This window comes from Sphingomonas antarctica (assembly GCF_965137005.1).
Classification (GTDB): domain Bacteria; phylum Pseudomonadota; class Alphaproteobacteria; order Sphingomonadales; family Sphingomonadaceae; genus Sphingomonas_O; species Sphingomonas_O antarctica.
On record NZ_CBCRXM010000005.1, the window covers coordinates 80,656 to 101,868 of the forward strand.

Genomic DNA, 21,213 nt, shown 5'->3' on the forward strand with positions numbered 1-21,213 from the left:
GCACGGGTCAACCGATATAGTGTGCCGTCGTCTTCGCCGCCACGTCCGCTTCGCTAACGTCCGGCGCGCATTCGACCAGTCGGAACGGGCTGGCATGATCGTCGCGACGGAACACCGCCAGATCGGTGACGATCATGTCGACCACGTTACGCCCGGTCAGCGGCAGGGTGCATTCGGGAATGAATTTGGGGCTGCCGTCCTTGGCGGTGTGTTCCATCACCACGATGATCTTTTTCACGCCGGCGACCAGGTCCATCGCGCCGCCCATGCCCTTGATCATCTTGCCCGGAATCATCCAATTGGCGATGTCACCGGTTTCGCTGATCTCCATCGCGCCGAGCACGGTCAGGTCGATATGCCCCCCGCGGATCATCGCGAACGATTGTTCGGACCCGAAAAAGGACGAAGATGGCAGTGCCGAAATCGTCTGTTTGCCCGCATTGATCAGATCCGCGTCGACCTCGTCGTCATAAGGAAACGGTCCGATACCGAGCATGCCGTTTTCGGACTGGAGCGTCACCGTCATCCCCGCCGGCACATGGTTCGCGACCAGCGTCGGGATGCCGATGCCCAGGTTGACGTAATAACCGTCCTTCAGCTCGGTCGCGGCACGCGCCGCCATTTCGTCACGGGTCCAGGGCATTATTTGGCGGTGTCCGGAACGACGAACCAGCCCTTGCCCCATTGCCCCGCCGCGCGGCTGTGCACCGCCACCGCGCGGCGCGCATCGTCGGATGCTTCGGCGGCAAATTTGTCGCTGAAGTCCGAAAGCCTGGAGCCAGCCACCGCAACGACGCAATATTTTGCGGCAATCGCGGCGCGGCGGCTATCGCCTCCGCCGCCCATCAGCAGGGTATCACCCGCCGTGACCGGCCCCAGCTTGAGCGTATTGAGCGCTGTCGCGATACCTGGCCCCTCTGCCGCCGGACGGTCGGTGGTGAAGATCACCGCCACGCTGGCCTTGCGCGCCTCGTCGACTGCATGGTGCGCACCGGAAACGACGTCCGCTGTGGCAGTCACTTGTCCACGCACTGCGGAATCGAGCGCGATGACCAAGGCCAGCGGCTTGGACTCACAGGGAACGAACGCGCCTTTGACCAGCGGCGCATCGGCGGCGAGGATCACGCTGTCCTTTGGCCGTGCAGCAACGCGCGTGGCGACAAACGCCACCATCGCGTGATACGCCTGCTGCGCCTCGGCGCCCGCCAGTGCCGCGCTGTCGTCCGCCCGCGCCGTGCTCGCCAGCAACAGCGCCGTCATCGCCACAACTCGCCTCATCATGCAATCTCCCGTTGCCGCACGGTGCGGAATTCGATTTGCTTGTCATACGGTGCGCCGAGGATCAGGCGCTTCACATAAATGCCGGGCAAATGAATGCAGTCGGGGTCGAGGCTGCCCACGGGCACGATCTCCTCGACCTCAGCGACGCAGACTTTGCCCGCGGTTGCCGCCGGCTGGTTGAAGTTGCGCGCGGTCTTGCGGAACTGGAGATTGCCCGATGCGTCGGCGCGCCAGCCCTTGATAATCGACAGGTCGCTACGGATGCCCAGTTCGAGGATGAAGTCTTCACCGTCAAAGGTTTTCACTTCCTTGCCCTCGGCGACGAGGGTGCCGACACCGGTCTTGGTGTAGAAACCGGGGATGCCCGCGCCGCCCGCGCGCATGCGTTCGGCGAGCGTGCCTTGCGGGCAAAATTCGACCTCGAGCTCGCCCGCGAGATATTGCCGCTCGAACTCCTTGTTTTCACCGACGTAAGACGAGATCATCTTCTTGACCTGCTTTGTGCGCAGCAGCTTGCCCAAGCCCTGGCCGTCGATCCCGGCATTGTTGCTGGCGATGGTCAGATCCTTGACCCCCGACGCGACGATCGCGTCGATCAACCGTTCGGGAATACCGCACAGGCCGAATCCCCCGGCGCAGATCGTCATGCCATCGTGAAGCAGGCCGTCGAGCGCGGCGGCGGCATCTGGGAATTGCTTGTCCATGTGCCGTCCCTAACCAGCGTCGGTGTCACCGGCAATCCGGCCGGCTTGGCGTTTTTGCGGCGCGGCATTAGATGGCGTGCATGACTCACGAACCCATCGTCATCACCGGCTTTGCACGCACGCCCATGGGCGGGATGCAAGGCGCCTTGTCCTCGGTCCCCGCGACCAAGCTGGGCAGCATTGCGATCAAGGCGGCGGTCGAGCGTTCGGGCGTCGATCCGGCGGATGTCGATCAGGTGATCATGGGTTGCGTGCTGCCCGGTGCGCTGGGTCAGGCGCCCGCGCGGCAGGCGGCGATTGGTGCGGGCCTGCCGATTTCAACGGGCGCGACAACGATCAACAAGGTGTGCGGGTCGGGCATGAAGGCGACGATGATGGCGGCCGAGGCGATTCTCGCCGGCACGTCGGACATCGTCGTGGCGGGCGGCATGGAATCGATGACGAACGCCCCGTACATGCTGACCAAGCACCGCGGCGGCGCGCGCATCGGCCATGACAGCATCAAGGATTCGATGTTCCTCGACGGTCTCGAAGACGCTTACGATCCGGGCCGTGCGATGGGCAGCTTTGCCGAGGAAACTTGCAAGGAGTATCAGTTCACCCGCGAAGCCCAGGACGAATATGCCATCCGTTCGTTGACCCGCGCCAATGCGGCGATCAACGGCGGCAAGTTCGACGCCGAAATCACCCCTGTGGAAGTCGTAGATCGCAAGGGCACGACCGTCGTCGATCGCGACGAACAGCCCGGCAAATCAAATCCGGAAAAGATCCCCGGTCTGCGCGCCGCCTTTGCCAAGGACGGCACGATCACGGCCGCCAATGCCAGTTCGATTTCGGACGGTGCGGCGGCCTTGGTCGTTGCGCGCGAAAGCGTCGCCAAGGCCAAGGGTTTGCCTATCGCGGCGCGCATCGTCGCCTGGGCAACGCATAGCCAGGAACCGGCCAAGTTTACCTCCGCCCCTGTTCCCGCAATCCGCGAAGTAATGGACAAGGCTGGCTGGACGGTCGAAACCACCGACCTGTTCGAAATCAACGAAGCCTTTGCGATGGTGCCGATGATCGCGATGCAGGAACTTGGTATCCCGGCCGACAAGCTCAACATCCATGGCGGCGCGACGGCGCTGGGCCATCCGATCGGGGCGTCGGGCGCGCGGATCATCGCGACGTTGATCGCGGCGCTGCAATCGACGGGCAAGAAGCGCGGCATTGCTGCACTGTGCATCGGCGGCGGTGAAGGCACCGCGCTCGCGGTCGAGCTCGCCTGACCGGCGACGTCGCCTCGTTGGAGCGGGCGGCGCTGAGCGCCGCGCTGGCGCGCGTGGGCGAAGGCGACCGGGCGGCATTGCAGGAAGTCTATCGGCGCACCTCGGCGAAACTATATGGCGTGTGCCTCCGTATCTTCCCCGAACCCGAGGATGCGCAGGACGTGCTGCAGGACGCGTACATCAATGTTTGGCAACGCGCCGCGACGTTCGATCCGGCGCGCGCCAGCCCGATCACCTGGCTGGTCACGCTGACTCGCAACCGCGCGATCGACCGGCTGCGGCAACGTGGGCGCCGCATCATGACCCCGATCGAGGACGCGCACGATATCGCCGACGAGCGTCCCGACGCCGAAGCGTGCTTGATCGCGGCGGATGGCGATGCCCGTATCCATGGCTGCGTCGAAACGCTGGCCACGGGCGATGCGAGCCTGATTCGCACCGCGTTCTTCGACGGCGCGACCTATGCCGACATCGCCGAACGTGCGGGCATTCCGCTCGGTACGATCAAGAGCCGGATGCGCCGTGCGCTCCTCAAATTACGCGATTGCCTGCAATGACGAACGATGACGACGTCCTCGCGGCCGAATATGCGATCGGCCTGCTCAACCCGGCAGAGGCCGAAGCGGTGCAGGATCGCGCGCGCCACGATGCGCCACTGTCGCTCAGGATCGCGTGGTGGCGCGACCAGCTGACCCCGCTCGCTGAACGCGGCGCGACCGAGCCGCCGGCGATCGTGTGGCACGGTATCCAGCGCAGCCTGGCCGCCAACGACAATCCGCCGACACCGGCCAATCGCTGGCGCAGCGCCGCGCTGGCGGCGATGTCGATCGCGGCGGCATTGGTCGTGTATATCGGCGTGGCGCCTTCGCCGCAGCCGACCGTGATCACCCGCACCGTCAACGCGCCTGCGCCGATGGTAGCACTATTGACCGGTAAGGGCGGCACCGAAGTGGCCCTCGTCGTCGACGCTGAGGGGCATATGCGGACCACACCGGCGTTGCTCGACGCGGGCAAAGGCGATCCCGAATTGTGGGTCATCCCCGCCGACGGCAAGCCGCGTTCGATGGGCATTTTCGATGCGCACGGCCGTTCGGCGCACGGCGTGGCGCCCGCGATGCGCCCAATGCTGGCCGAAGGGCTGACCTTTGCCGTGTCGCTCGAGCCCAAGGGCGGGTCGCCGACCGGCAGCCCGACCGGCCCGGTCGTCGCCACCGGAAAATTAATTCGCGCCTGACGCATCCGCATCCGTGATTGCGACGTAACTCTTCTCGAAGCGGGGGCTTCACGGAGAAGATGATGAAAAGATTAGCTCTACTCGCTGCGCTCTCGCTGGGCGTTGCCGCGCCTGCGCTGGCCGGTAATCCGATGGTCGGCGGTGCTGCGATGTACCCAACCAAGACGATCGTTGCCAATGCCGTTAACTCGAAGGACCATACGACTCTGGTCGCCGCGGTTCAGGCGGCTGGGCTGGTCGATACGCTCAACAGCGCGGGTCCGTTCACCGTTTTCGCTCCGACCAATGAGGCGTTTGCGAAGCTTCCGGCCGGCACCGTCGAGACGTTGGTCAAACCCGAAAACAAGGCGACGCTGACCACGATCCTGACGTATCACGTCGTTGCCGGGCGCATGACGTCGAAGGACATTGCCGCTGCGATCAAGGCCGGCGGCGGCAAGGCCGTACTGACGACCGTTCAGGGTGAGCCGCTGACCGCCACGATGATGGGCAAGACGCTGGTTCTTACCGACGCCAAGGGTGGCATGAGCCATGTGACGATCGGGGATGTGATGCAGTCCAACGGCGTGATCCACGTCGTCGACACCGTCTTGATGCCGTAACCAATTTGGATGTCCGGTCGGGCGGTGCCCGGCCGGACAATTTTCAAGGCTAGCGATCGGCTTGCTCGATCGCGAAGGGGCAGGTGTTTTCCCCATCTCGCGCCTGCCCCTTTTTCTCGTTTGGAGCAGATGCGGAGATCTACGCTCAACAGCGGTCGACAATCGACGCTTAGGCTGCGTCGGAAATTCCGAGTTCGGCGAGTTTGCGGTACAGCGTCGAGCGACCGATGTGTAGGCGGCGTGCCACTTCGGTCATCCGCCCATGATAGTGATCGACCGCCGCGCGGATCACGTCCGCCTCGATTTCTTCGAGTGAGCGGAAATGCCCATCGGTGCCGAGCAGCGCCATACCGCCTTCTTGCGTAGCAATGGGTTTCGGCGCACGGAGCGCCGGACGTTCGCCGGCGATGTGCGGGAAATCGTCCACGTCGAGCGTCGCGCCGTCGCAGAACACTGCGGCACGGAACAATGCATTATACAATTGGCGCGCATTGCCGGGCCAGCCATAGCTGACCAGCAATGCCAATGCGCCATCGCTGATTTCTAGGTCACGAAGGCCGGGCTCGCGCGCGATACGCGTCAGCATATGGCCGACGAGTCCTGGCAAATCCGCGAGCCGCTCGCGCAGCGGCGGCAGCGTCAACTGAACCTTGGCAAGGCGGAGGAACAGGTCCTCGCGGAACTTGCCCTGTTGGACATCGGCGGTCAGCGGACAGTTGGCTGCGGCGATGACCCGCACATCGACGGCGATCGGGCGTCCCCCGATCGGCACGATTTCGCCATGATCGATCAGGTGCAGCAGCTTGGTCTGCGCGTCGATTGGCAGCTTGCACACTTCGTCGAGAACCAACGTGCCGCCATGCGCATCGCAAATCTTGCCGACGACCTTGGTAAAGGCTCCCGCAAATGCGCCCATTTCGTGCCCGAACAACAGCGACTCGACGCCGTTTGCGGGGTGCGCCGCGCAATCGACGTGAATCAACGGCCCATCCGCGCGCGGTGATGCCGCATGAATCGTGTCGGCGACCATCGCCTTGCCTACGCCCGGCTCGCCCTCGATCAGGACGGGAACGTCGACGCTGGCTGCTTTGGCCGCGATCTCCAGTGCGGCACGGAATTTCGACGCGTTGCCGACGATCTGGCCGAACGCCAATGGCATCGAGAATTTTTCGGTGAGCGGGCGCAGTTCGCCGCCATGAACGCCATTATCGACGGCTGCAGCCAATGCCGCCAACAGCCGCTCTGGCGCGACCGGCTTGACCAGGAAATCGCTGGCCCCGGCACGCATCGCCGCGACCGCGCTTTCGACCGATCCGAACGCAGTCAGCGCAACGATCGGCAAATCCGGTCGCTTGGCGCGCATTGACGCGATCAGCGCAGTGACATCGCCACCACTGTGGTCGATCAGCACCGCGTCAAGCTGTTGCCCATCGCGCGACGCGAGGCGCGCCAACGCCATATCTTCACCCGCCGCCGACACTGTGCGCCAGCCGCCACGCTGCGCCAAGGCGGAAACCAGGCGCAGATGCGCCGGGTCGCCGTCGACCAGCATCAGCATTTGGGCTCCGTTTGGCGTCATTGCTCTCCGGGGGTCGGTGTTGAATCTAATTCTATTCCCTAGATACGGAAGGAGGGTTGATTTGGATTTAACCGCGAAACGAAAAAAATGGTTCCCTTGAGGCCGGGCCGCACCCTCGCTAGTGCTGGGGCAGACAACATAGGGTGGAAATATGTCAGGCGATAACGTCACCACAGGCAGCGAAGACTTTCCGGCGCATGTCGCAGGCTATAGCCGCTTCCTGTTCTGGCTGAAGTTCGGGACGATCGGTTCGGCGCTGGTCGCGGCGCTCGTCATATTCCTCATCACGCGGTGAAGATCGCCGTCCTCAAGGAAACGACCGCCGGTGAACGGCGCGTCGCGGCAACCCCGGAGACGGTCAAGAAATTGATCGCGCTCGGCGCGAGTGTCGCGGTCGAAGCCGGCGCGGGGCAGGGTGCGTCGATCGCGGACCAGGCTTTTGCCGATGCGGGCGCGAGCGTTGGCGACCGTTCGAAAACTCTATCCGAAGCGGATGCGATTTTTGGCGTGCAGGGTCCCGATCCGGCCAGCCTGACGGGGATCAAGCCGGGCGCGTGGATCGCCGCCGCGCTTAATCCGTTTGTCGAGCGCGCGCGCGTCGATGCCTATGCGGCGCTCGGTGTCGAGGCGCTGGCGATGGAGTTCATGCCGCGCATCACGCGCGCCCAGTCGATGGACATTCTCAGCTCGCAATCGAACTTGTCAGGCTATAAAGCGGTTTTGGATGCTGCCGGCGAATATGGCCGCGCCTTTCCGATGATGATGACCGCGGCGGGCACCGTCAGCGCGGCGCGGGTCTTCGTGATGGGTGTCGGGGTTGCCGGGCTTCAGGCGATCGCCACCGCCCGCCGCCTGGGTGCACAGGTCTCCGCCACCGATGTGCGGCCCGAGGTCAAGGAACAGATTGAAAGCCTCGGCGCCAAGGCGGTGTTCGCCGAAGGGCTGACCGCGTCGGGGCAGGGTGGCTATGCCGCCGAGCTGACCGACGAACAAAAAGCGGCGCAGGCCGCGTTCGTTTCCAGCCATATCGCCAAGCAGGATATCGTTATCACCACCGCGCTGATCCCCGGCCGGCCCGCGCCGCGGCTGGTCAGCGATGTGCAGATCGCATCGATGCGACCGGGCAGCGTGATTGTCGATCTCGCGGTCGAAAGCGGCGGCAATGTCGAAGGTGCGGTCGCGGGCGAGATTGTCGAGCTGCACGGCGTGAAGATCGTCGGGCACAAGAATGTGCCCAGCCGGCTTGCGGCGGACACGTCGGCGCTGTTCGCGCGCAATTTGCTCAATTTCGTCACCGCATTTTGGGACAAGGAATTGGGCAAGCCGGTGCTCGACGCCGAGATCGGCGACGCCATCCGGCTGACTCAGGCTGGCAAGGTCGTGAACCCCCGCTTGCTCGGCTGAGGCCAGATACACGAAGCCCCGGCGCAGGATGGTCCTGCACCGGGGCTCGGAATTTCAGAATTGAGGCTTAAGCGGCCTGGTCGAATTCCGCGTCGTCGAACGTCTGGACCGGACCTGAATCCTGGCCCTTGGCCGACACATCGCGATCGACGAATTCGATGATTGCCATTTCGGCCGAATCCGATTTGCGGATGCCGGCGCGAATGACGCGGCAATAACCGCCTTCACGGTCGGCGTAACGCGAGGCGAGAACGTCGAACAGCTTGATTAGCTGCGTTTCGTCGAGCAGCCGCGAATGCGCCAGACGACGGTTCGACAAGCCGCCCTTCTTGGCCAGAGTCACCAGCTTTTCGGTATAGGGGCGCAGTTCCTTCGCCTTAGCGAGGGTCGTGGTGATTTGCTCATGCTTGATCAGCGCGGCCGACATGTTGCGGAACAGGGCGGTACGATGCGCGGACGTGCGCTGCAGTTTACGATGAGCTTTGCGATGACGCATGGTCAATCCTTTTGGGTTCGTCCGTCACCCGTATCAGGTAGCGACGGCCAGGCGGAGGAACCGCCCGGTGCGAGCGCGCCAATGCGGCGGCGCAGCGAAAAAGTCAATCGGCCAACAAGCGCGTACCGCCGTGGATCGCCAGCTCATCGAGTGCCGCGGCCAATTCGTCACGACGGAACGGCTTGTTGAGGCTGGGCAGCGCGTGTGTGACCCCGGCAACCTCGGCGAACCCCGAGATGATCAACGCGGGCAAAGGTGGCTGCCTCGTCGCGATGGTGTGTGCCAGTTCGGTCCCGCTCATGCCGGGCATCAGATGATCGGTCACCACTGCATCGACCGATGTGCCCTCTTCGAGGATGGTCAGAGCCGCCTCCGCATCCTCTGCTTCGACAACGTCATATCCAAGCTCGACAAGCATATCGGCCGTCGCGGCGCGGACCAGCGGCTCGTCGTCAACCAGCAGAATGCGCGCCGTACCGCGTGCCTCACGCACCGGCGCGGCAAGCGATGAAGCGGCCAGCTCTTCCGTGGCGGGCAGGTAAAGGTGGATAGTCGTGCCTTCCCCAGGCGCGCTCTCGATTTCGAGCAGCCCGCCCTGTTGTGCGGCCAATCCATGAACCATCGACAACCCCAGCCCGGTACCGCGTCCGACGCCCTTGGTCGAAAAGAACGGCTCCACTGCGCGCGCGCGCGTTTCGGCATCCATCCCGGAGCCGGTATCGCTGACACACAGGCGCACGAAACTCCCGGTCAAGCCCACTTTCGCGCAGTCTTCGGCGTCAGGCCGCGCCGCGACCAGTTCGATGGTGCCGCCATCGGGCATCGCGTCCCGTGCATTCACGCCCAGATTGAGGATCGCCATTTCCAGCTGATTGGGATCGACGAGCACCCGCGGTAGGTCGGACGCCACGCGCGTTTCCACCTTGACCCGCGGTCCGACCGTGCTGGCGATCAATTCGTGCATCCCGGCCATCAGTTCCGACAGGTCGACCGGCACGGGTTTCAACGGTTGCCGCCGCGCAAAGGCCAGCAACCGTTGCACCAGCACCCGAGCGCGCTCCGCCGATTGCTGCGCGCCGCTGACCAATCGCTCCATCCGCGCATCGTCCAGCCCCCGTCGCTGCAACAGGTCGAGCGCGCCGACGATCGGGGTCAGCAGATTGTTGAAATCATGTGCCACACCACCGGTCAGTTGGCCCATGCTTTCGAGTTTTTGGCTTTGGCGCAAAGCGGCCTGGGCGGTTTCCAGTTCGGCCGTGCGCGCCGCGATCAGCTCCTCCAGCCGTAACTGGGCTTCCTTGGCGATGGTGATGTCGAACGCCGCACCGATGAACCCGGCGAGATTGCCCGCCGCATCGAAACGCGGATTGGATTCGGAGCGGAGCCAAGTCCACTGCCCGTTCGCGCCGCGATAGCGGCCCTCGAGCGTGAACGGCTTGAGCGATGCTTCGCCCGCCGCCGATTCCGCGAGCAGCCGCGCACCATCATCGGGGTGGATGATGGTGCGCCAGTCGAATTGCCTAGCCTCATCCTCGCCGGTTCCAAGAAACGCCATATAGGCTTTGTTGACGAAGGCGCGGGTGCGATCGAGTGCGGTGACCCACATCGGCACCGGCGCCTGATCGGCGATCTCGCGAAATCGCGCCTCGCTTTCGCGCAGTGCGGCTTCACTGTCCTGCAACGCGGCCTGCGCGCGGCGTTCGTCGGTCACATCGGTGTGCAGCACCCCCAGCGTCCCGTCGCCAAGCGGGAAGGCGTGTACCGCCCAAGCATGTTCGGGCGTGCCGAAACGATGCTCGAACCGCGCCGGATTGCCACTCGCCGCTACGCCTGCGAATTTGCCGACGAGCCGCAAGAGATTGCCAGTGACGAGATCGCTGCCCTTCGCGCCGACGATCTGCGCGCGCGGGCGGTTGAGCATGGCGGCAAAAGCAGGGTTGCACGTGACCCAGGAGAAATCCGTCGGCGGGTCGCCAATCATGCGTACGGTCGCGAAGCCTTCGGCAATGCGGTCGATCAGTGCCGTCGCATCCAGCGCGCCGCCCGCCGATGTCGCATCCCTCTCCATGAGGTTAGTGGCTTAGTGGGTCATCGCGGCGATGTGAACGCCCGTTCGACATGAAAAACCGGCAGCATGCCAAGGCGCGCCGCCGGTTTGATTCACACGGTTCACAAGTGCCAATGGCGCTTGCGAAAGGTTCAGCCCAGCAACTCTGCTTCGAGCTTCTTGGCCATGTCTTCGATGTTTTCCGGCGGCCAGTTGGGGATGTCCATCCCCAGGCGCAGACCCATCGACGACAGGACTTCCTTGATCTCGTTGAGCGACTTGCGACCGAAGTTCGGCGTGCGCAGCATCTCGGCTTCGGTCTTGCCAACCAGATCGCCGATATAGATGATGTTGTCGTTCTTGAGGCAATTGGCCGAACGCACCGATAGCTCCAGTTCGTCGACCTTCTTGAGAAGGTAGCGGTTGAGCTGATTGGTGTCGGCTTCGACGCCCGACAGCGGCTGAGCCACGGCCATGCCGATCATCGGCGACGCCTGCGACACGCCGGCATCTTCGAAGCCGACGAACAACGCGAGTTGGTCCTGCAGGATGCGCGCGGCATAGCCGACCGCTTCGTCAGGAAGCACGGTGCCGTCGGTCTCGATGGTCAGGGTCAACTTGTCGTAATCGAGCTCCTGCCCGACGCGGGTGTTCTCGACCTTGTAGGCGACCTGCTTGACCGGCGAGTAAAGCGCATCGACCGGGATCAGGCCGATCGGCGCGTCGGCGGGCCGGTTCGCGGCGGCGGCGACATAGCCCTTACCGACGTCAGCGGTCAGTTCCATGTTGAGCGTCGCACCCTGATCGAGGTGACAGATCACCAGTTCGGGGTTCATCACCACGATGTCACCGGTGACGGCGATGTCGCCCGCCTTGACTTCGGCCGGACCGGTCATCGACAGCTGAAGACGCTTCGGGCCTTCGCCCTGCATTTTCAGCGCGATCTGCTTCACGTTCAGCACCATGTCGGTGACGTCTTCGCGGACGCCCGCCAGGCTGCTGAATTCATGCAGCACGTTTTCGATCTTGATGCTGGTGACGGCTGCACCCTGCAGGCTCGACAGCAGCACGCGACGCAGCGCGTTGCCGAGCGTAAGGCCGAAGCCCCGCTCCAGCGGCTCGGCGACGAAGGTCGCCTTGCGCTTGCCGTCACCCGACTTGCGCTCCAGCGCCGTCGGCTTCTTGAGTTCCTGCCAGTTCTTTGCGTTGACAGCCATGTTGCTTCCTTGCCCGTGGGGCGACGGCGTCCCGCCTGCCCTCTGCTTTTGAATATTCTAATCCGACCGGAGCACCCCCCGGCCAGAGCGTCAGACGCGGCGGCGCTTGGCGGGGCGAACCCCGTTATGCGGGATCGACGTCACGTCGCGGATCGACGTGATGTTGAAACCAACCGCCTGCAGCGCACGAAGCGCCGATTCACGACCCGAACCCGGGCCCTTGACCTCGACTTCGAGCGTCCGGACGCCGTGTTCGGCGGCCTTTTTGCCCGCGTCTTCGGCGGCGACCTGCGCGGCGTAGGGAGTCGATTTGCGCGACCCCTTGAAGCCCATGGTGCCGGCCGACGACCACGAAATCGCGTTGCCCTGGGCATCCGTGATCGTGATCATGGTATTGTTGAAGCTGGCGTTCACATGCGCGACGCCGCTGGTGATGTTCTTGCGTTCACGGCGCTTGATGCGCCCCGGTTCACGAGCCATTTTTGTCGTCCTGACTTAATATAAAGCGAGACTGCCACAGGGCAGCCGTCGAGCTTATTTCTTCTTACCGGCGATCGGCTTGGCCTTGCCCTTGCGAGTGCGCGCATTGGTATGAGTGCGCTGGCCGCGGACCGGCAGGCCCTTGCGATGGCGGAGACCACGATAGCAGGCCAGATCCATCAGACGCTTGATGTTCATCGACACCTGACGGCGCAGATCGCCTTCGACCTGATGGTCGGCGTCGATCGTTTCGCGGATCTGCAAAACTTCCTGATCGGTCAGGTCCTGCACGCGCGTCGCATCGGCGATGCCGAGCTTCGTGGTGATTTCCTTGGCTTTCGCCGGGCCAATCCCGTGAATATAAGTCAGCGCAATCTGAACGCGCTTGTTGGTGGGGATATTGACCCCCGCAATACGTGCCATCTAAAACTTTCTCCCGGCTCCACAGCCCGTCATGGCAGACGGCCCATCTCTACGCTTTGATTCCGGCAATACGAAAAACGCGGCGCGCGCGAAAGCGCCCGCCGTGTGCGTGTTGCTGGAGTGCGATTGCAGATAGTCGCGGCTTTGGCACGAGTCAACCGGCTCGCCCCCGTTAACGGGTTGCCAACCAAGAGTGTTCACAAATGCTGGTGTGCAGCCGATGTTCCCCCGTGACTTCGAGGTCGATGCCGACGCTTGGCCGCCATTGCGCACACGTGTGGAGGCCGAAACGCTGGGCGGATACAGCAAATACCGCAAGACACTGACTCCGCGATTCGAGACCGTATGGCGCGATATTGCGCTGGGTTACGCAGTGTTGGCAGCGATTGTTGTAGCGGTTGGCAGCGTCGGCGGCATCGTGGCCAGCCTCGTCGCGGCGACGCTTGGCGCGGTGGGCATCGGCACCTCCATCGCGTACCTCCAGCTGTTCATCCACGAAGCCGCGCACGCCAATCTTGCCCCACGCCGCCGAACCAGCGACTGGATCGCCAACAGTTTTATCGCGTGGCAGGTGGGGACGAGCATCGCCGCGTATCGCGCGGTGCATTTCGATCATCACCGCCATTTGGGCCACGCGCGCGACGGCGAGCGGTCGTACGTTCACCCGCTGACCCCGCGCCTGATCGTCGAGATGCTGACGGGTGTTCACGCGGTCCGTATCTTTCTCAGTCGCGCACAGTCGCCGCAGCCCAGGTCCGCGCGGTCCAAATTGCCGCTGATCCGTGGCGCGGCGATCCATGTTGCGATCCTGGGTACGATGCTGGCGTTCGGTGCATGGCCCGCCGTGCTCGCCTGGGGTGGGGGCATGACGATCGTCTATCCGTTTCTCGCGACACTGCGCCCGCTACTCGAACATCGTCCGGTTCGCGCCGATGCGTTGCGACCCGCCCAAAGCGGGGCAGTAACCCGCTTGTTCGCTGACGGTCCGCTGGCCAAAATCTTCGGTGGTGCAGGGTTCAGCCGCCACCTCCTCCATCACTGGGAACCGCAAGTGAGCTATACTCGCCTCGCCGAGCTCGACGCCTATCTGGCGCGGACGAGCCTCGCTCCGATCCTCGACGCGCGCCGCACGACCTATGTGCAGGCGTTCCGCGACATATTGGCGAACGACCGTGGCCGCTGAATGCCTCGCCTGTGGCAGCCGTCACGTCAGCCACTGGGCGACTGCGCGCGACGTCGAATATGCCGCTGTGCCCGAAAGCTTCGATTATGTCCGCTGCGGCGATTGCTGCACGCTGTCGATCGTCGATCCGCCGCGCGATCGGCTCGGCGAGATTTATCCCGACACCTATTATTCGTTCAGCGAAACCGGCGCATCACGCGTCGAGCGCGTCAAGGCGTGGCTCGACCGGCGACAATTCCGCAAGATCTTTGCCGGGGTAAAGGGTGACCGGCTGTCGGCGCTCGACGTCGGCGGCGGGGCGGGGTGGTTGCTGACCACCGCCAAGGCGGTCGAACCGCGATTGATGGACACCACTGTGGTCGATCTCGATCCGGCGGCAGAAACCTTGGCCAAGGCGGCGGGACACGACTTCTTCCTTGGACCGGTCGAGACGTACGAAACCGCAAAACGCTTCGACGTGATTTTCCTGCTCAACCTGATCGAACATGTCGCCGATCCGGTGGCGGTGCTGACGCGGATGCGTGGGCTCCTCGCGCCGGGCGGGGTGATCTTCGTCAAGACGCCCAATCATGACAGCCTCGACGCGCGCCTGTTTCGTCACCGCAGCTGGGGCGGGCTCCACGCCCCGCGCCACTGGGTGATCTTTTCGCCCGAAAGTTTCGGCAAGGCCGCCGCCAAAGCGGACCTACGCGTCACATCGCTCAAACTCACGCAAGGCGCACCGTTCTGGACGGTCAGCGCGCTCGAAGCCCTCGGGCGGCTGGGCCTGGTGAAAACCAGCCGTCAGCGCCCGATGGTCGCACACCCGCTATTCGGCCCGCTCACCGCCGCCTTCGCCGCGCTCGACATCCTGCGCCGACCGTTCGGGCGGACCAGCCAGATGTTCGTGACGCTGACCGCTTAGGCTTTTTTCAGCGCGCCCGGCTTGTGCGCAGCGATGCCGCCGGACTTGTCCGACTTGACGATATATTCGGGATTGTCCTTTGACGCCGCGACCTTGTGATCCTTGATCTTGGTCGGGCTGGTGACTTTTTTGACGATCTTCCCTGTCGAATGCCCGCCCGAGCTATTCCAGCCGACCTTATCGCCTGCTTTGAACGTCTTTTCCGTCATTCCGCGTCTCCTCGACGGCAGAACGAGCGACCGGCGCAGCGGCTCCGGTAGCGCGTCAGAAAAGCGTCGGCCCAGTCTCCAAATGCGCCCGCGCCGATCGCCGCGCGCATCCCCGCCATGACCTGTTGGTAGAACCATAGATTATGTTCGGTCAGCAGCATCGCGCCGAGCATTTCGTTCGAGCGGACGAGGTGGTGGATATACGCCTTCGACCATTGCCCGACCGGTGACTGTTCATCAATCGGAGTCAAATCCTCGGCGAATTTGGCATTGCGCAGGTTGATCGCGCCGTCCCAGGTGAACGCCTGTCCGTTGCGCCCGCTGCGCGTCGGCAGGACGCAATCGAACATGTCGATCCCGCGCATCACCGCGCCGACCAGATCGTCGGGCTTGCCCACGCCCATCAGGTAACGCGGGCGGTCGGCGGGCAGCATGTCCACCGCGAAGTCGAGCACGCGGAACATCTCCGCCTGGCCTTCGCCGACCGCCAGGCCGCCGACCGCATAGCCATCGAACCCGATGCTCGTCAGATCCTTCGACGACTGCGCGCGCAAATCCTCGAACATCGAGCCCTGCTGAATTCCGAACAGCGCGCCCGTGCCGCTGAATGCATCGCGCGAGCGTTGCGCCCAGCGCATCGAGCGCTCCATCGACGCTTTCGCCGCTTCATGCGTCGCGGGAAAGCCGGTGCATTCGTCGAACGCCATGTGGATGTCCGACCCGAGCAGCGCCTGAATCTCCATCGATCGTTCGGGCGTGATCAAATGGCGGCTGCCGTCGAGGTGGCTGGCAAATGTCACGCCAGTCTCGGTCTTCTTGGTCAGGTCGGACAGGCTCATCACCTGATACCCGCCGCTGTCGGTCAGGATCGGGCGGTCCCAGCCCATGAATGCGTGCAGTCCGCCGAGCTTGGCCATCCGCTCCGCACCGGGACGCAGCATGAGGTGATAGGTGTTGCCGAGGATGATGTCAGCGCCGGTCGTTCGGACGTCGGCGGGCTTCATTCCCTTGACCGTCGCGGCGGTACCCACGGGCATGAACGCCGGGGTGCGAATCTCACCCCGCGACATCGTGATAGTGCCGGTGCGCGCCGCACCATCGCGGGCGGAAATGTCGAAACTGAAGCGTGTCACGTGGCGCGCTTATGGTGCGTGCGATGCGGCGTCCAGCGGCGGAACGCGACGCCGCCAATACGCGTTTAGTTCGTCTTCGGGGAAGAGAGAGGACATTTGGTCATGAAACTACCCTTGGCAATTTTGATCTCTGTCGCTGGCGCTGCGCTGGCATCGAGCCCGGCGATGGCGCGCGATGGCTGCGGCCGTGGCATGGAGCGCGGTCCGCGCGGGCATTGTCACGCCATCGGACGCTGGGCGGGCAACAACGCTTGGGTTGTCGGACGCTTCTACACCGGCCGCGGCTATTGGGACGGCCATCGCTGGTATCAGAATCGCTACCGTCATCACGGCGGCTGGCGTTATCGCTAAGTCGTGTAACCAGGTGGCGCGACCGGNCGGNCGCGCCACCTGTTTTTGCGTCGCAACTTGCGGTCATCGACCGCGGTCGGAAAATCGGCTATATAGCGGGATTACAGCGGCTGAGGTCGCGCATCCCCGTTAGGCCCATGCACTTTCAGAATATCCCGGCGCTGCTCGCCGAAGCCCTCTCCGCGCGCTCCTATGAAACCGCCACGCCGGTGCAGGCGGCGGTGCTTGAGCCCGAAACGGCGAGCCGCGACTTGCTCGTCTCGGCCCAGACCGGGTCGGGCAAGACCGTCGCGTTCGGGCTGGCGATGGCCAAGCAGATGCTGACGCCCGAGGGGATGATTTTCCCGTCGCGCACGCCGCTGGCGCTGGTCATCGCGCCGACGCGCGAACTGGCGCTGCAGGTCAGTCGCGAGCTCGAATGGCTTTATGCCAAGACCGGCGGGCGCGTGATCACTTGCGTCGGCGGGATGGACGCGATGAAGGAGCGGCGCGCGCTCAATCACGGCGCGCACATCGTCGTTGGGACGCCGGGCCGCCTGCGCGATCACCTCGAACGCGGCGCGCTCGATCTGTCCGACCTCCGCGTGGCCGTGCTCGACGAAGCCGACGAGATGCTCGACATGGGCTTCCGCGAAGAGCTCGAGGAAATCCTCGACGCCTCGCCCGCTGAGCGCCGTACGCTCATGTTCTCGGCGACTCTGCCCAAGCCGATCGTCGCGCTCGCCAAGCGGTATCAGCGCGATGCGATGCGCATCTCGACCGTCGGTGAAGACCGCGGCCATGGCGATATCAGCTATCAAGCGGTTGCTGTTTCGCCCGCGGATATCGAGCACGCCGTCATCAACCTGCTGCGCCTGCACGACGCAGAGACGGCGATCCTGTTCTGCGCCACGCGCGATGCTGTGCGCCGCCTTCATGCCAGCCTGGTGGAGCGCGGCTTTTCCGCAGTCGCGCTTTCGGGCGAGCATAGCCAGAACGAACGCAACGCGGCGATGCAGGCGTTGCGCGATGGACGTGCCCGCGTGTGCGTAGCCACCGATGTGGCGGCACGCGGACTCGATCTGCCGAGCGTCAGCCTGGTCATCCATGTCGATTTGCCGCGCGACGCAGAGACGCTGCAGCACCGCTCGGGCCGGACGGGGCGTGCGGGGAATAAGGGGACGGCGATATTAATCGTCCCGTTTACGCGTAAGCGGCAGGTCGAGAACATGCTGCGCGGGGCGCGGATTACTGCAGAATTGATGGCCGCGCCGACGGCGGAGGAGATTCGGGCCAAGGACCGCGAACGCCTGATCGCCGCACTCCTCGAGCCGGTCGAGCTGGACGAGGAAGATGCGGCGGTGGCCGAGGAACTGCTCGCCAAGAAGACCCCCGCCGAACTCGCCGCTGCCTTGGTTCGTGCGCACCGCGCGTCGATGCCCGCACCCGAGGAAATCATCGAGGCGACCCCCGAAGCCCGCCGCGCCGCGCAGCAGGAACGCCACCGCCCCGGCTTCGAGGACATCGTGTGGTTCCGCATGAATATCGGACGGCGGCAGAATGCCGATCCGCGCTGGATCCTGCCGCTGATCTGTCGTCGCGGGCACATCACCAAGAACGAAGTCGGCGCGATCCGCATCCAGGCCAATGAGACCGCGTTCCAGGTCCCGCGCATGCTCGCCGCCAAGTTTCAGGCGGCGATCGCCCGGACGGCGGGCGCGGGCGAGGACGACGTCCTGATCGAAGCCTCACCCAACCCGCCATCGGCGCAGCACAAAAGCGCGCAAGGCAATGGTGCCAACCGCCCGGCACCCCCGCGCGGGCCACGGCAGCACCGCACGCGTTAGGGGCGGGAACGCCTCACCCGAGACCCAGCGGATGGTGCGAGGCGATTTCGCGACGGACGCGCATGATTTCGCGGACCAGGACGCCTTCGCTGCGGAGGAATGCCGTCGGCGTTACGCCCATGAAGCGGCGGAATTCGCGCGTGAAATGCGACTGGTCGGCGAAGTCGTCGAGCCACGCGGTCTTGAGATCGATCCCCGCCGCCAGCATCGCCGCCAGTTTCAACGTGCGGTGCTTGTTGGCGAGAAGGCGAGGGGGCAGGCCGTGCGCGCGCCGTGCGATCCGTTCGAGCTGTCGTCGAGACACCGCCAGCTCGGTCGTCAGTTGGTCGATGTCGCCGGTCGGGCCGTTGATCCAGCGGCTGATCGCGGCGACCCGCGCGTCTTGCGGCGGCGCATGCTGCAGTCGCGTGAGCAAATGGCCTTCGAGGCGCGCGGCAAGCGCCCGATCAGGCTCGTCGGGCGTCCCCGCCAGCGGTTCGAGTGCGTCGTCGCCCCATAAGGTCGTCAGGTCGATCAGCTGCCCGACCAGGGTATCCGCATCGGGTTCGATCAGGGCATGCCAGCCTTCCGGGAACAGGCCGACACCGACAATGGTCGTGACGCCTTCACTGGTCAGTCGCAGTGCCCCCCTGCTGGGGCCGAGCAGCGTCGCGGGAAAACACGGCTGCTCGCGTTTGTCGCCGGCGATCCAGCCAAGTTGCCCGCTCAGCTGCCACATCAGCTGGGGCAAAAGCGCTCCGGCCGGCGCCTCGAAGCGATCTTCGTTGCAGCGAAAGACGTAAATCTGGTCGATCAGCGGCGCCAATTGCGGCGCCACCGGCCAGAACGAATATGAAAACGCCATGACCCCCGCAGCTCAACGCCCTATCCCGTTCATAAGGTTGGGTTTTCGAAAGCGTCAAGCGGCGGGTGGTCGATAGGGTCGGTCAATAGGCGAATTTTGCCTGCGCCCGGCGCCGGCGTGCGACCGAACCGAGCAGACCGAAGCCGCCGATCAACATCGTCCATTCGGCAGGTTCGGGCACCGTCGCCGCGAACGGCGTGCTGTTGTCCGAGATATAGGGGTCGAGATCATAGCCGTTCGATCCCGGCGGCGGCAGGCTGGCGAGCAGCGCGCGGAGCGATTCGGGCGTGGCCTGTACGCCGCTGGTCCCCTCGGGCAGTTCCTCCAGACGGTCTACCGTGTCAAAATCGACGGCATAGCTGAAGCTCGGCGCACCGGTCGCGCCACGCACCAGGCGTTGCTGGGTGCCGATGGCGGTGAAGCTGCGGTCGAACTGGCAACCGTCGAGCGTGTCGGCATTGCAATTGTCGGTGTTGTAATTGGTCACTTTCTCGATCGTTCCCGAGATCGTGTCGCCGGGCGCCGCGGCACCGGGGGTCGGGACGAAGACGAAGGCGATGTCGCCGGCACGGGTCACGCGCGAGAGGTTCGACAGCATCGTTGCTGCGCTCTCGTCGCCACCCGCCAGCGCCTTGGCCGCGCCGCTGAAATCGAGCGAGAACGGCGCGAGGGTCGTGTCCTTGAAGAAGAACGTGTTCTTTGCAGTGAACGTCCCCAACGTGCCGAGTTCGACCACGTCGTCATGCGTGTACAATGGCCCCGCGCTGATCCCGTAGCCGGAGATTTGCAGGAGTGCGATGTGATCCTCCGCCGTCACGTTGAGCTTCAACGTCGCCTCGGACTGCCCGTAAGTATAGACCGTCGGCAGGACGCTTAGCGAACTCAGCGGCGTGGCGGTGCGCAAGGCAAAAGCCTTTCCGTCCGAGACCGACAGCGAAGTAATCGGCGCGTTCCATTTGTTGGTGGTGTTGTTGAACACCTGCACCGGCGCCGAAAATGCGTAATTGGTGACCTTGGTCAACACCGTCGTGGCGACGTCGTAAATCGCGTTGATGCCGATGCCGACCTTCGCGCTGATCGTCGTATAGTCGAAGCCGAGCGCGCTGCCCGAAACGACTTCGCTGGGGATGCCGAGCGCTTGGACCAGCACCTTTGCGACATCGACATACGCGCCGGCAAATTGCTGTTCGGTATGGTAATAGTTTGACGACAGGCCCTTGCGCGTGCCCGACACGTCGATCGCTTCAAGCTTTGCGGTCAGCGGCAGCGTATCCGACGAGAAATATTGCGGCAGTTGATTGGTGTAGGTCTTGTCGAGGAACGTGACGCTGTTGGTCGCCGAGTGATAGCCGAGGACGTTGATGTCCTTCGGCACGCCGACGCCGACGTTGACGAGATCGCCCTCCTTGCAGAACACGACGCAGGCCTTGGCGTGCAAATTCGCGCCGGCATAAGCGGACGCCGTCAGTGCTGCATCGACCTGGCCCTTGCCGATGTTCGACGTGGTGTGAGCGTTGGTGAAGTCGGTCGAGAGCACGAACGTCGAGCCTTGGGTGGTCTGGCCACCGGCGATCGTGCGCACATTGCCGGTCAGCGCGGTATTGACGGTGTTCGCGAACGACGCGCTCGCCGAAAAACCGAACTTGGCCTTGAGCGTTGCCGAAACCTTCGCGCCGTAATGGCCGGTCCACGAACTGCCTGTGATCGCGCCATACGTCTTGGTTTTGGTCTTATCGATGGCGTAATAGGAGAAGCTGGCGCCGTTATACAGATTGGCCGTGCCGGTGGTGGCATAGCCCGTCGTGGTATCGATAAATTGCGCTGCGATCGCCGAAGTGGCGGTGCTCGCGAGCATCGCTGCCGCGACCAAGATTGTCGTCTTCATGCCTGACCCCCTGGAAAGATGAAGAGCGCGTAAAGCTTTGGGTTGGCACGATATAGAATGAAATCGACACGGACGCAGATGCTTAGCGATATGGTCATCGCGCAGGCCGGCAATTGCCCACAGCCGGATACGACTGTCATGCAATT

At 64.0% G+C, this 21,213-nt stretch carries 23 protein-coding genes; 10 read left to right on the forward strand and 13 right to left on the reverse strand.

The genetic code is table 11. The annotated features are described in order from the left end of the window. Nucleotides 1-7: 7 nt before the first annotated feature. Genes ACM9ME_RS07310 through ACM9ME_RS07320 form a run of 3 tightly spaced genes read right to left on the reverse strand, consistent with a single transcriptional unit; the run spans nt 8 to nt 1,985 of the window. Entirely contained in the window at nt 8-643 is a 636-nt protein-coding gene (locus ACM9ME_RS07310; RefSeq protein ID WP_415642793.1) for a 3-oxoacid CoA-transferase subunit B, read from the reverse strand. Beyond that, nucleotides 643-1,281 (reverse strand): hypothetical protein, encoded by a 639-nt coding sequence (locus ACM9ME_RS07315; RefSeq protein ID WP_415642794.1) that lies wholly within the window; start codon nt 1,279-1,281, stop codon nt 643-645. The genes ACM9ME_RS07310 and ACM9ME_RS07315 overlap by 1 nt, the downstream gene beginning before the upstream one ends. Further along, nucleotides 1,278-1,985 (reverse strand): CoA transferase subunit A, encoded by a 708-nt coding sequence (locus tag ACM9ME_RS07320; RefSeq protein WP_415642795.1) that lies wholly within the window; start codon nt 1,983-1,985, stop codon nt 1,278-1,280. Before ACM9ME_RS07320 ends, ACM9ME_RS07315 begins: the two co-directional genes overlap by 4 nt. Nucleotides 1,986-2,065: 80 nt before the next feature. Between ACM9ME_RS07320 and ACM9ME_RS07325 the strand changes: the two genes are divergently transcribed. From ACM9ME_RS07325 to ACM9ME_RS07340, 4 genes are all read left to right on the forward strand, one after another. Next, nucleotides 2,066-3,250, forward strand: coding sequence for a thiolase family protein (locus ACM9ME_RS07325; RefSeq protein WP_415642796.1), 1,185 nt, complete (start codon nt 2,066-2,068; stop codon nt 3,248-3,250). Nucleotides 3,251-3,267: 17 nt separating this feature from the next. Continuing rightward, nucleotides 3,268-3,807 carry a sigma-70 family RNA polymerase sigma factor gene (locus ACM9ME_RS07330; RefSeq protein WP_415642797.1) on the forward strand — a complete coding sequence of 180 codons (540 nt, stop codon included), beginning with the start codon at nt 3,268-3,270 and terminating at the stop codon, nt 3,805-3,807. Further along, nucleotides 3,804-4,484, forward strand: coding sequence for an anti-sigma factor (locus ACM9ME_RS07335; RefSeq protein WP_415642798.1), 681 nt, complete (start codon nt 3,804-3,806; stop codon nt 4,482-4,484). Before ACM9ME_RS07330 ends, ACM9ME_RS07335 begins: the two co-directional genes overlap by 4 nt. 62 nt (nt 4,485-4,546) lie before the next feature. Then, nucleotides 4,547-5,086, forward strand: a complete 540-nt coding sequence (locus ACM9ME_RS07340; protein WP_415642799.1) for a fasciclin domain-containing protein — start codon at nt 4,547-4,549, stop codon at nt 5,084-5,086. 169 nt (nt 5,087-5,255) lie between these two features. Here ACM9ME_RS07340 and ACM9ME_RS07345 read toward each other — a convergent pair whose 3' ends face one another. Then, nucleotides 5,256-6,665: a sigma-54-dependent transcriptional regulator gene (locus tag ACM9ME_RS07345; protein WP_415642800.1), complete on the reverse strand. Its 1,410-nt coding sequence runs from the start codon at nt 6,663-6,665 to the stop codon at nt 5,256-5,258. 151 nt (nt 6,666-6,816) lie between these two features. Here ACM9ME_RS07345 and ACM9ME_RS07350 point away from each other — a divergent pair, with 151 nt between their 5' ends. Beyond that, nucleotides 6,817-6,960 (forward strand): hypothetical protein, encoded by a 144-nt coding sequence (locus ACM9ME_RS07350; protein WP_415642801.1) that lies wholly within the window; start codon nt 6,817-6,819, stop codon nt 6,958-6,960. Next, nucleotides 6,957-8,069, forward strand: coding sequence for an NAD(P) transhydrogenase subunit alpha (locus tag ACM9ME_RS07355; RefSeq protein WP_415642802.1), 1,113 nt, complete (start codon nt 6,957-6,959; stop codon nt 8,067-8,069). Before ACM9ME_RS07350 ends, ACM9ME_RS07355 begins: the two co-directional genes overlap by 4 nt. A 67-nt stretch (nt 8,070-8,136) precedes the next feature. Here the strand turns inward: ACM9ME_RS07355 and rplQ are convergent, their stop codons facing one another. The 5 genes from rplQ to rpsM form a co-directional block, all read right to left on the reverse strand. After that, nucleotides 8,137-8,565 (reverse strand): 50S ribosomal protein L17, encoded by a 429-nt coding sequence (gene rplQ / locus ACM9ME_RS07360; RefSeq protein WP_415642803.1) that lies wholly within the window; start codon nt 8,563-8,565, stop codon nt 8,137-8,139. Nucleotides 8,566-8,668: 103 nt separating this feature from the next. Next, nucleotides 8,669-10,633, reverse strand: coding sequence for a hybrid sensor histidine kinase/response regulator (locus ACM9ME_RS07365; RefSeq protein WP_415642804.1), 1,965 nt, complete (start codon nt 10,631-10,633; stop codon nt 8,669-8,671). A 131-nt stretch (nt 10,634-10,764) separates the two neighbouring features. Next, nucleotides 10,765-11,829 carry a DNA-directed RNA polymerase subunit alpha gene (locus ACM9ME_RS07370; protein WP_415642805.1) on the reverse strand — a complete coding sequence of 355 codons (1,065 nt, stop codon included), beginning with the start codon at nt 11,827-11,829 and terminating at the stop codon, nt 10,765-10,767. Between the two features lie 90 nt (nt 11,830-11,919). After that, nucleotides 11,920-12,309 carry a 30S ribosomal protein S11 gene (gene rpsK, locus ACM9ME_RS07375; protein ID WP_415642806.1) on the reverse strand — a complete coding sequence of 130 codons (390 nt, stop codon included), beginning with the start codon at nt 12,307-12,309 and terminating at the stop codon, nt 11,920-11,922. A gap of 54 nt (nt 12,310-12,363) precedes the next feature. Further along, complete coding sequence (gene rpsM, locus ACM9ME_RS07380) at nt 12,364-12,732, reverse strand: 30S ribosomal protein S13 (protein ID WP_415642807.1); 369 nt, start codon at nt 12,730-12,732, stop codon at nt 12,364-12,366. A gap of 220 nt (nt 12,733-12,952) precedes the next feature. Here rpsM and ACM9ME_RS07385 point away from each other — a divergent pair, with 220 nt between their 5' ends. Continuing rightward, the gene (locus ACM9ME_RS07385) at nt 12,953-13,915 is read left to right on the forward strand and encodes a fatty acid desaturase family protein (protein WP_415642808.1); all 963 of its coding nucleotides are present in this window, start codon (nt 12,953-12,955) and stop codon (nt 13,913-13,915) included. Beyond that, complete coding sequence (locus ACM9ME_RS07390; RefSeq protein ID WP_415642809.1) at nt 13,905-14,819, forward strand: class I SAM-dependent methyltransferase; 915 nt, start codon at nt 13,905-13,907, stop codon at nt 14,817-14,819. Before ACM9ME_RS07385 ends, ACM9ME_RS07390 begins: the two co-directional genes overlap by 11 nt. Here the strand turns inward: ACM9ME_RS07390 and ACM9ME_RS07395 are convergent. Together ACM9ME_RS07395 and tgt are read right to left on the reverse strand one after the other, a co-directional pair. Then, the gene (locus ACM9ME_RS07395; protein ID WP_415642810.1) at nt 14,816-15,028 is read right to left on the reverse strand and encodes a hypervirulence associated TUDOR domain-containing protein; all 213 of its coding nucleotides are present in this window, start codon (nt 15,026-15,028) and stop codon (nt 14,816-14,818) included. The genes ACM9ME_RS07390 and ACM9ME_RS07395 overlap by 4 nt on opposite strands. After that, on the reverse strand, nt 15,025-16,161 hold the full coding sequence (gene tgt / locus ACM9ME_RS07400; protein WP_415642811.1) for a tRNA guanosine(34) transglycosylase Tgt: 1,137 nt from the start codon (nt 16,159-16,161) through the stop codon (nt 15,025-15,027). Before tgt ends, ACM9ME_RS07395 begins: the two co-directional genes overlap by 4 nt. Before the next feature lie 102 nt (nt 16,162-16,263). Here tgt and ACM9ME_RS07405 point away from each other — a divergent pair, with 102 nt between their 5' ends. Together ACM9ME_RS07405 and ACM9ME_RS07410 are read left to right on the forward strand one after the other, a co-directional pair. After that, nucleotides 16,264-16,512 carry a hypothetical protein gene (locus tag ACM9ME_RS07405; RefSeq protein ID WP_415642812.1) on the forward strand — a complete coding sequence of 83 codons (249 nt, stop codon included), beginning with the start codon at nt 16,264-16,266 and terminating at the stop codon, nt 16,510-16,512. Nucleotides 16,513-16,649: 137 nt separating this feature from the next. Then, nucleotides 16,650-18,338 carry a DEAD/DEAH box helicase gene (locus tag ACM9ME_RS07410; protein ID WP_415642813.1) on the forward strand — a complete coding sequence of 563 codons (1,689 nt, stop codon included), beginning with the start codon at nt 16,650-16,652 and terminating at the stop codon, nt 18,336-18,338. A gap of 13 nt (nt 18,339-18,351) precedes the next feature. Here ACM9ME_RS07410 and ACM9ME_RS07415 read toward each other — a convergent pair whose 3' ends face one another. Together ACM9ME_RS07415 and ACM9ME_RS07420 are read right to left on the reverse strand one after the other, a co-directional pair. After that, nucleotides 18,352-19,182 (reverse strand): AraC family transcriptional regulator, encoded by an 831-nt coding sequence (locus tag ACM9ME_RS07415; RefSeq protein WP_415642814.1) that lies wholly within the window; start codon nt 19,180-19,182, stop codon nt 18,352-18,354. An 82-nt stretch (nt 19,183-19,264) separates the two neighbouring features. Continuing rightward, on the reverse strand, nt 19,265-21,067 hold the full coding sequence (locus ACM9ME_RS07420) for a PEPxxWA-CTERM sorting domain-containing protein (protein WP_415642815.1): 1,803 nt from the start codon (nt 21,065-21,067) through the stop codon (nt 19,265-19,267). Between the last annotated feature and the right edge of the window lie 146 nt (nt 21,068-21,213).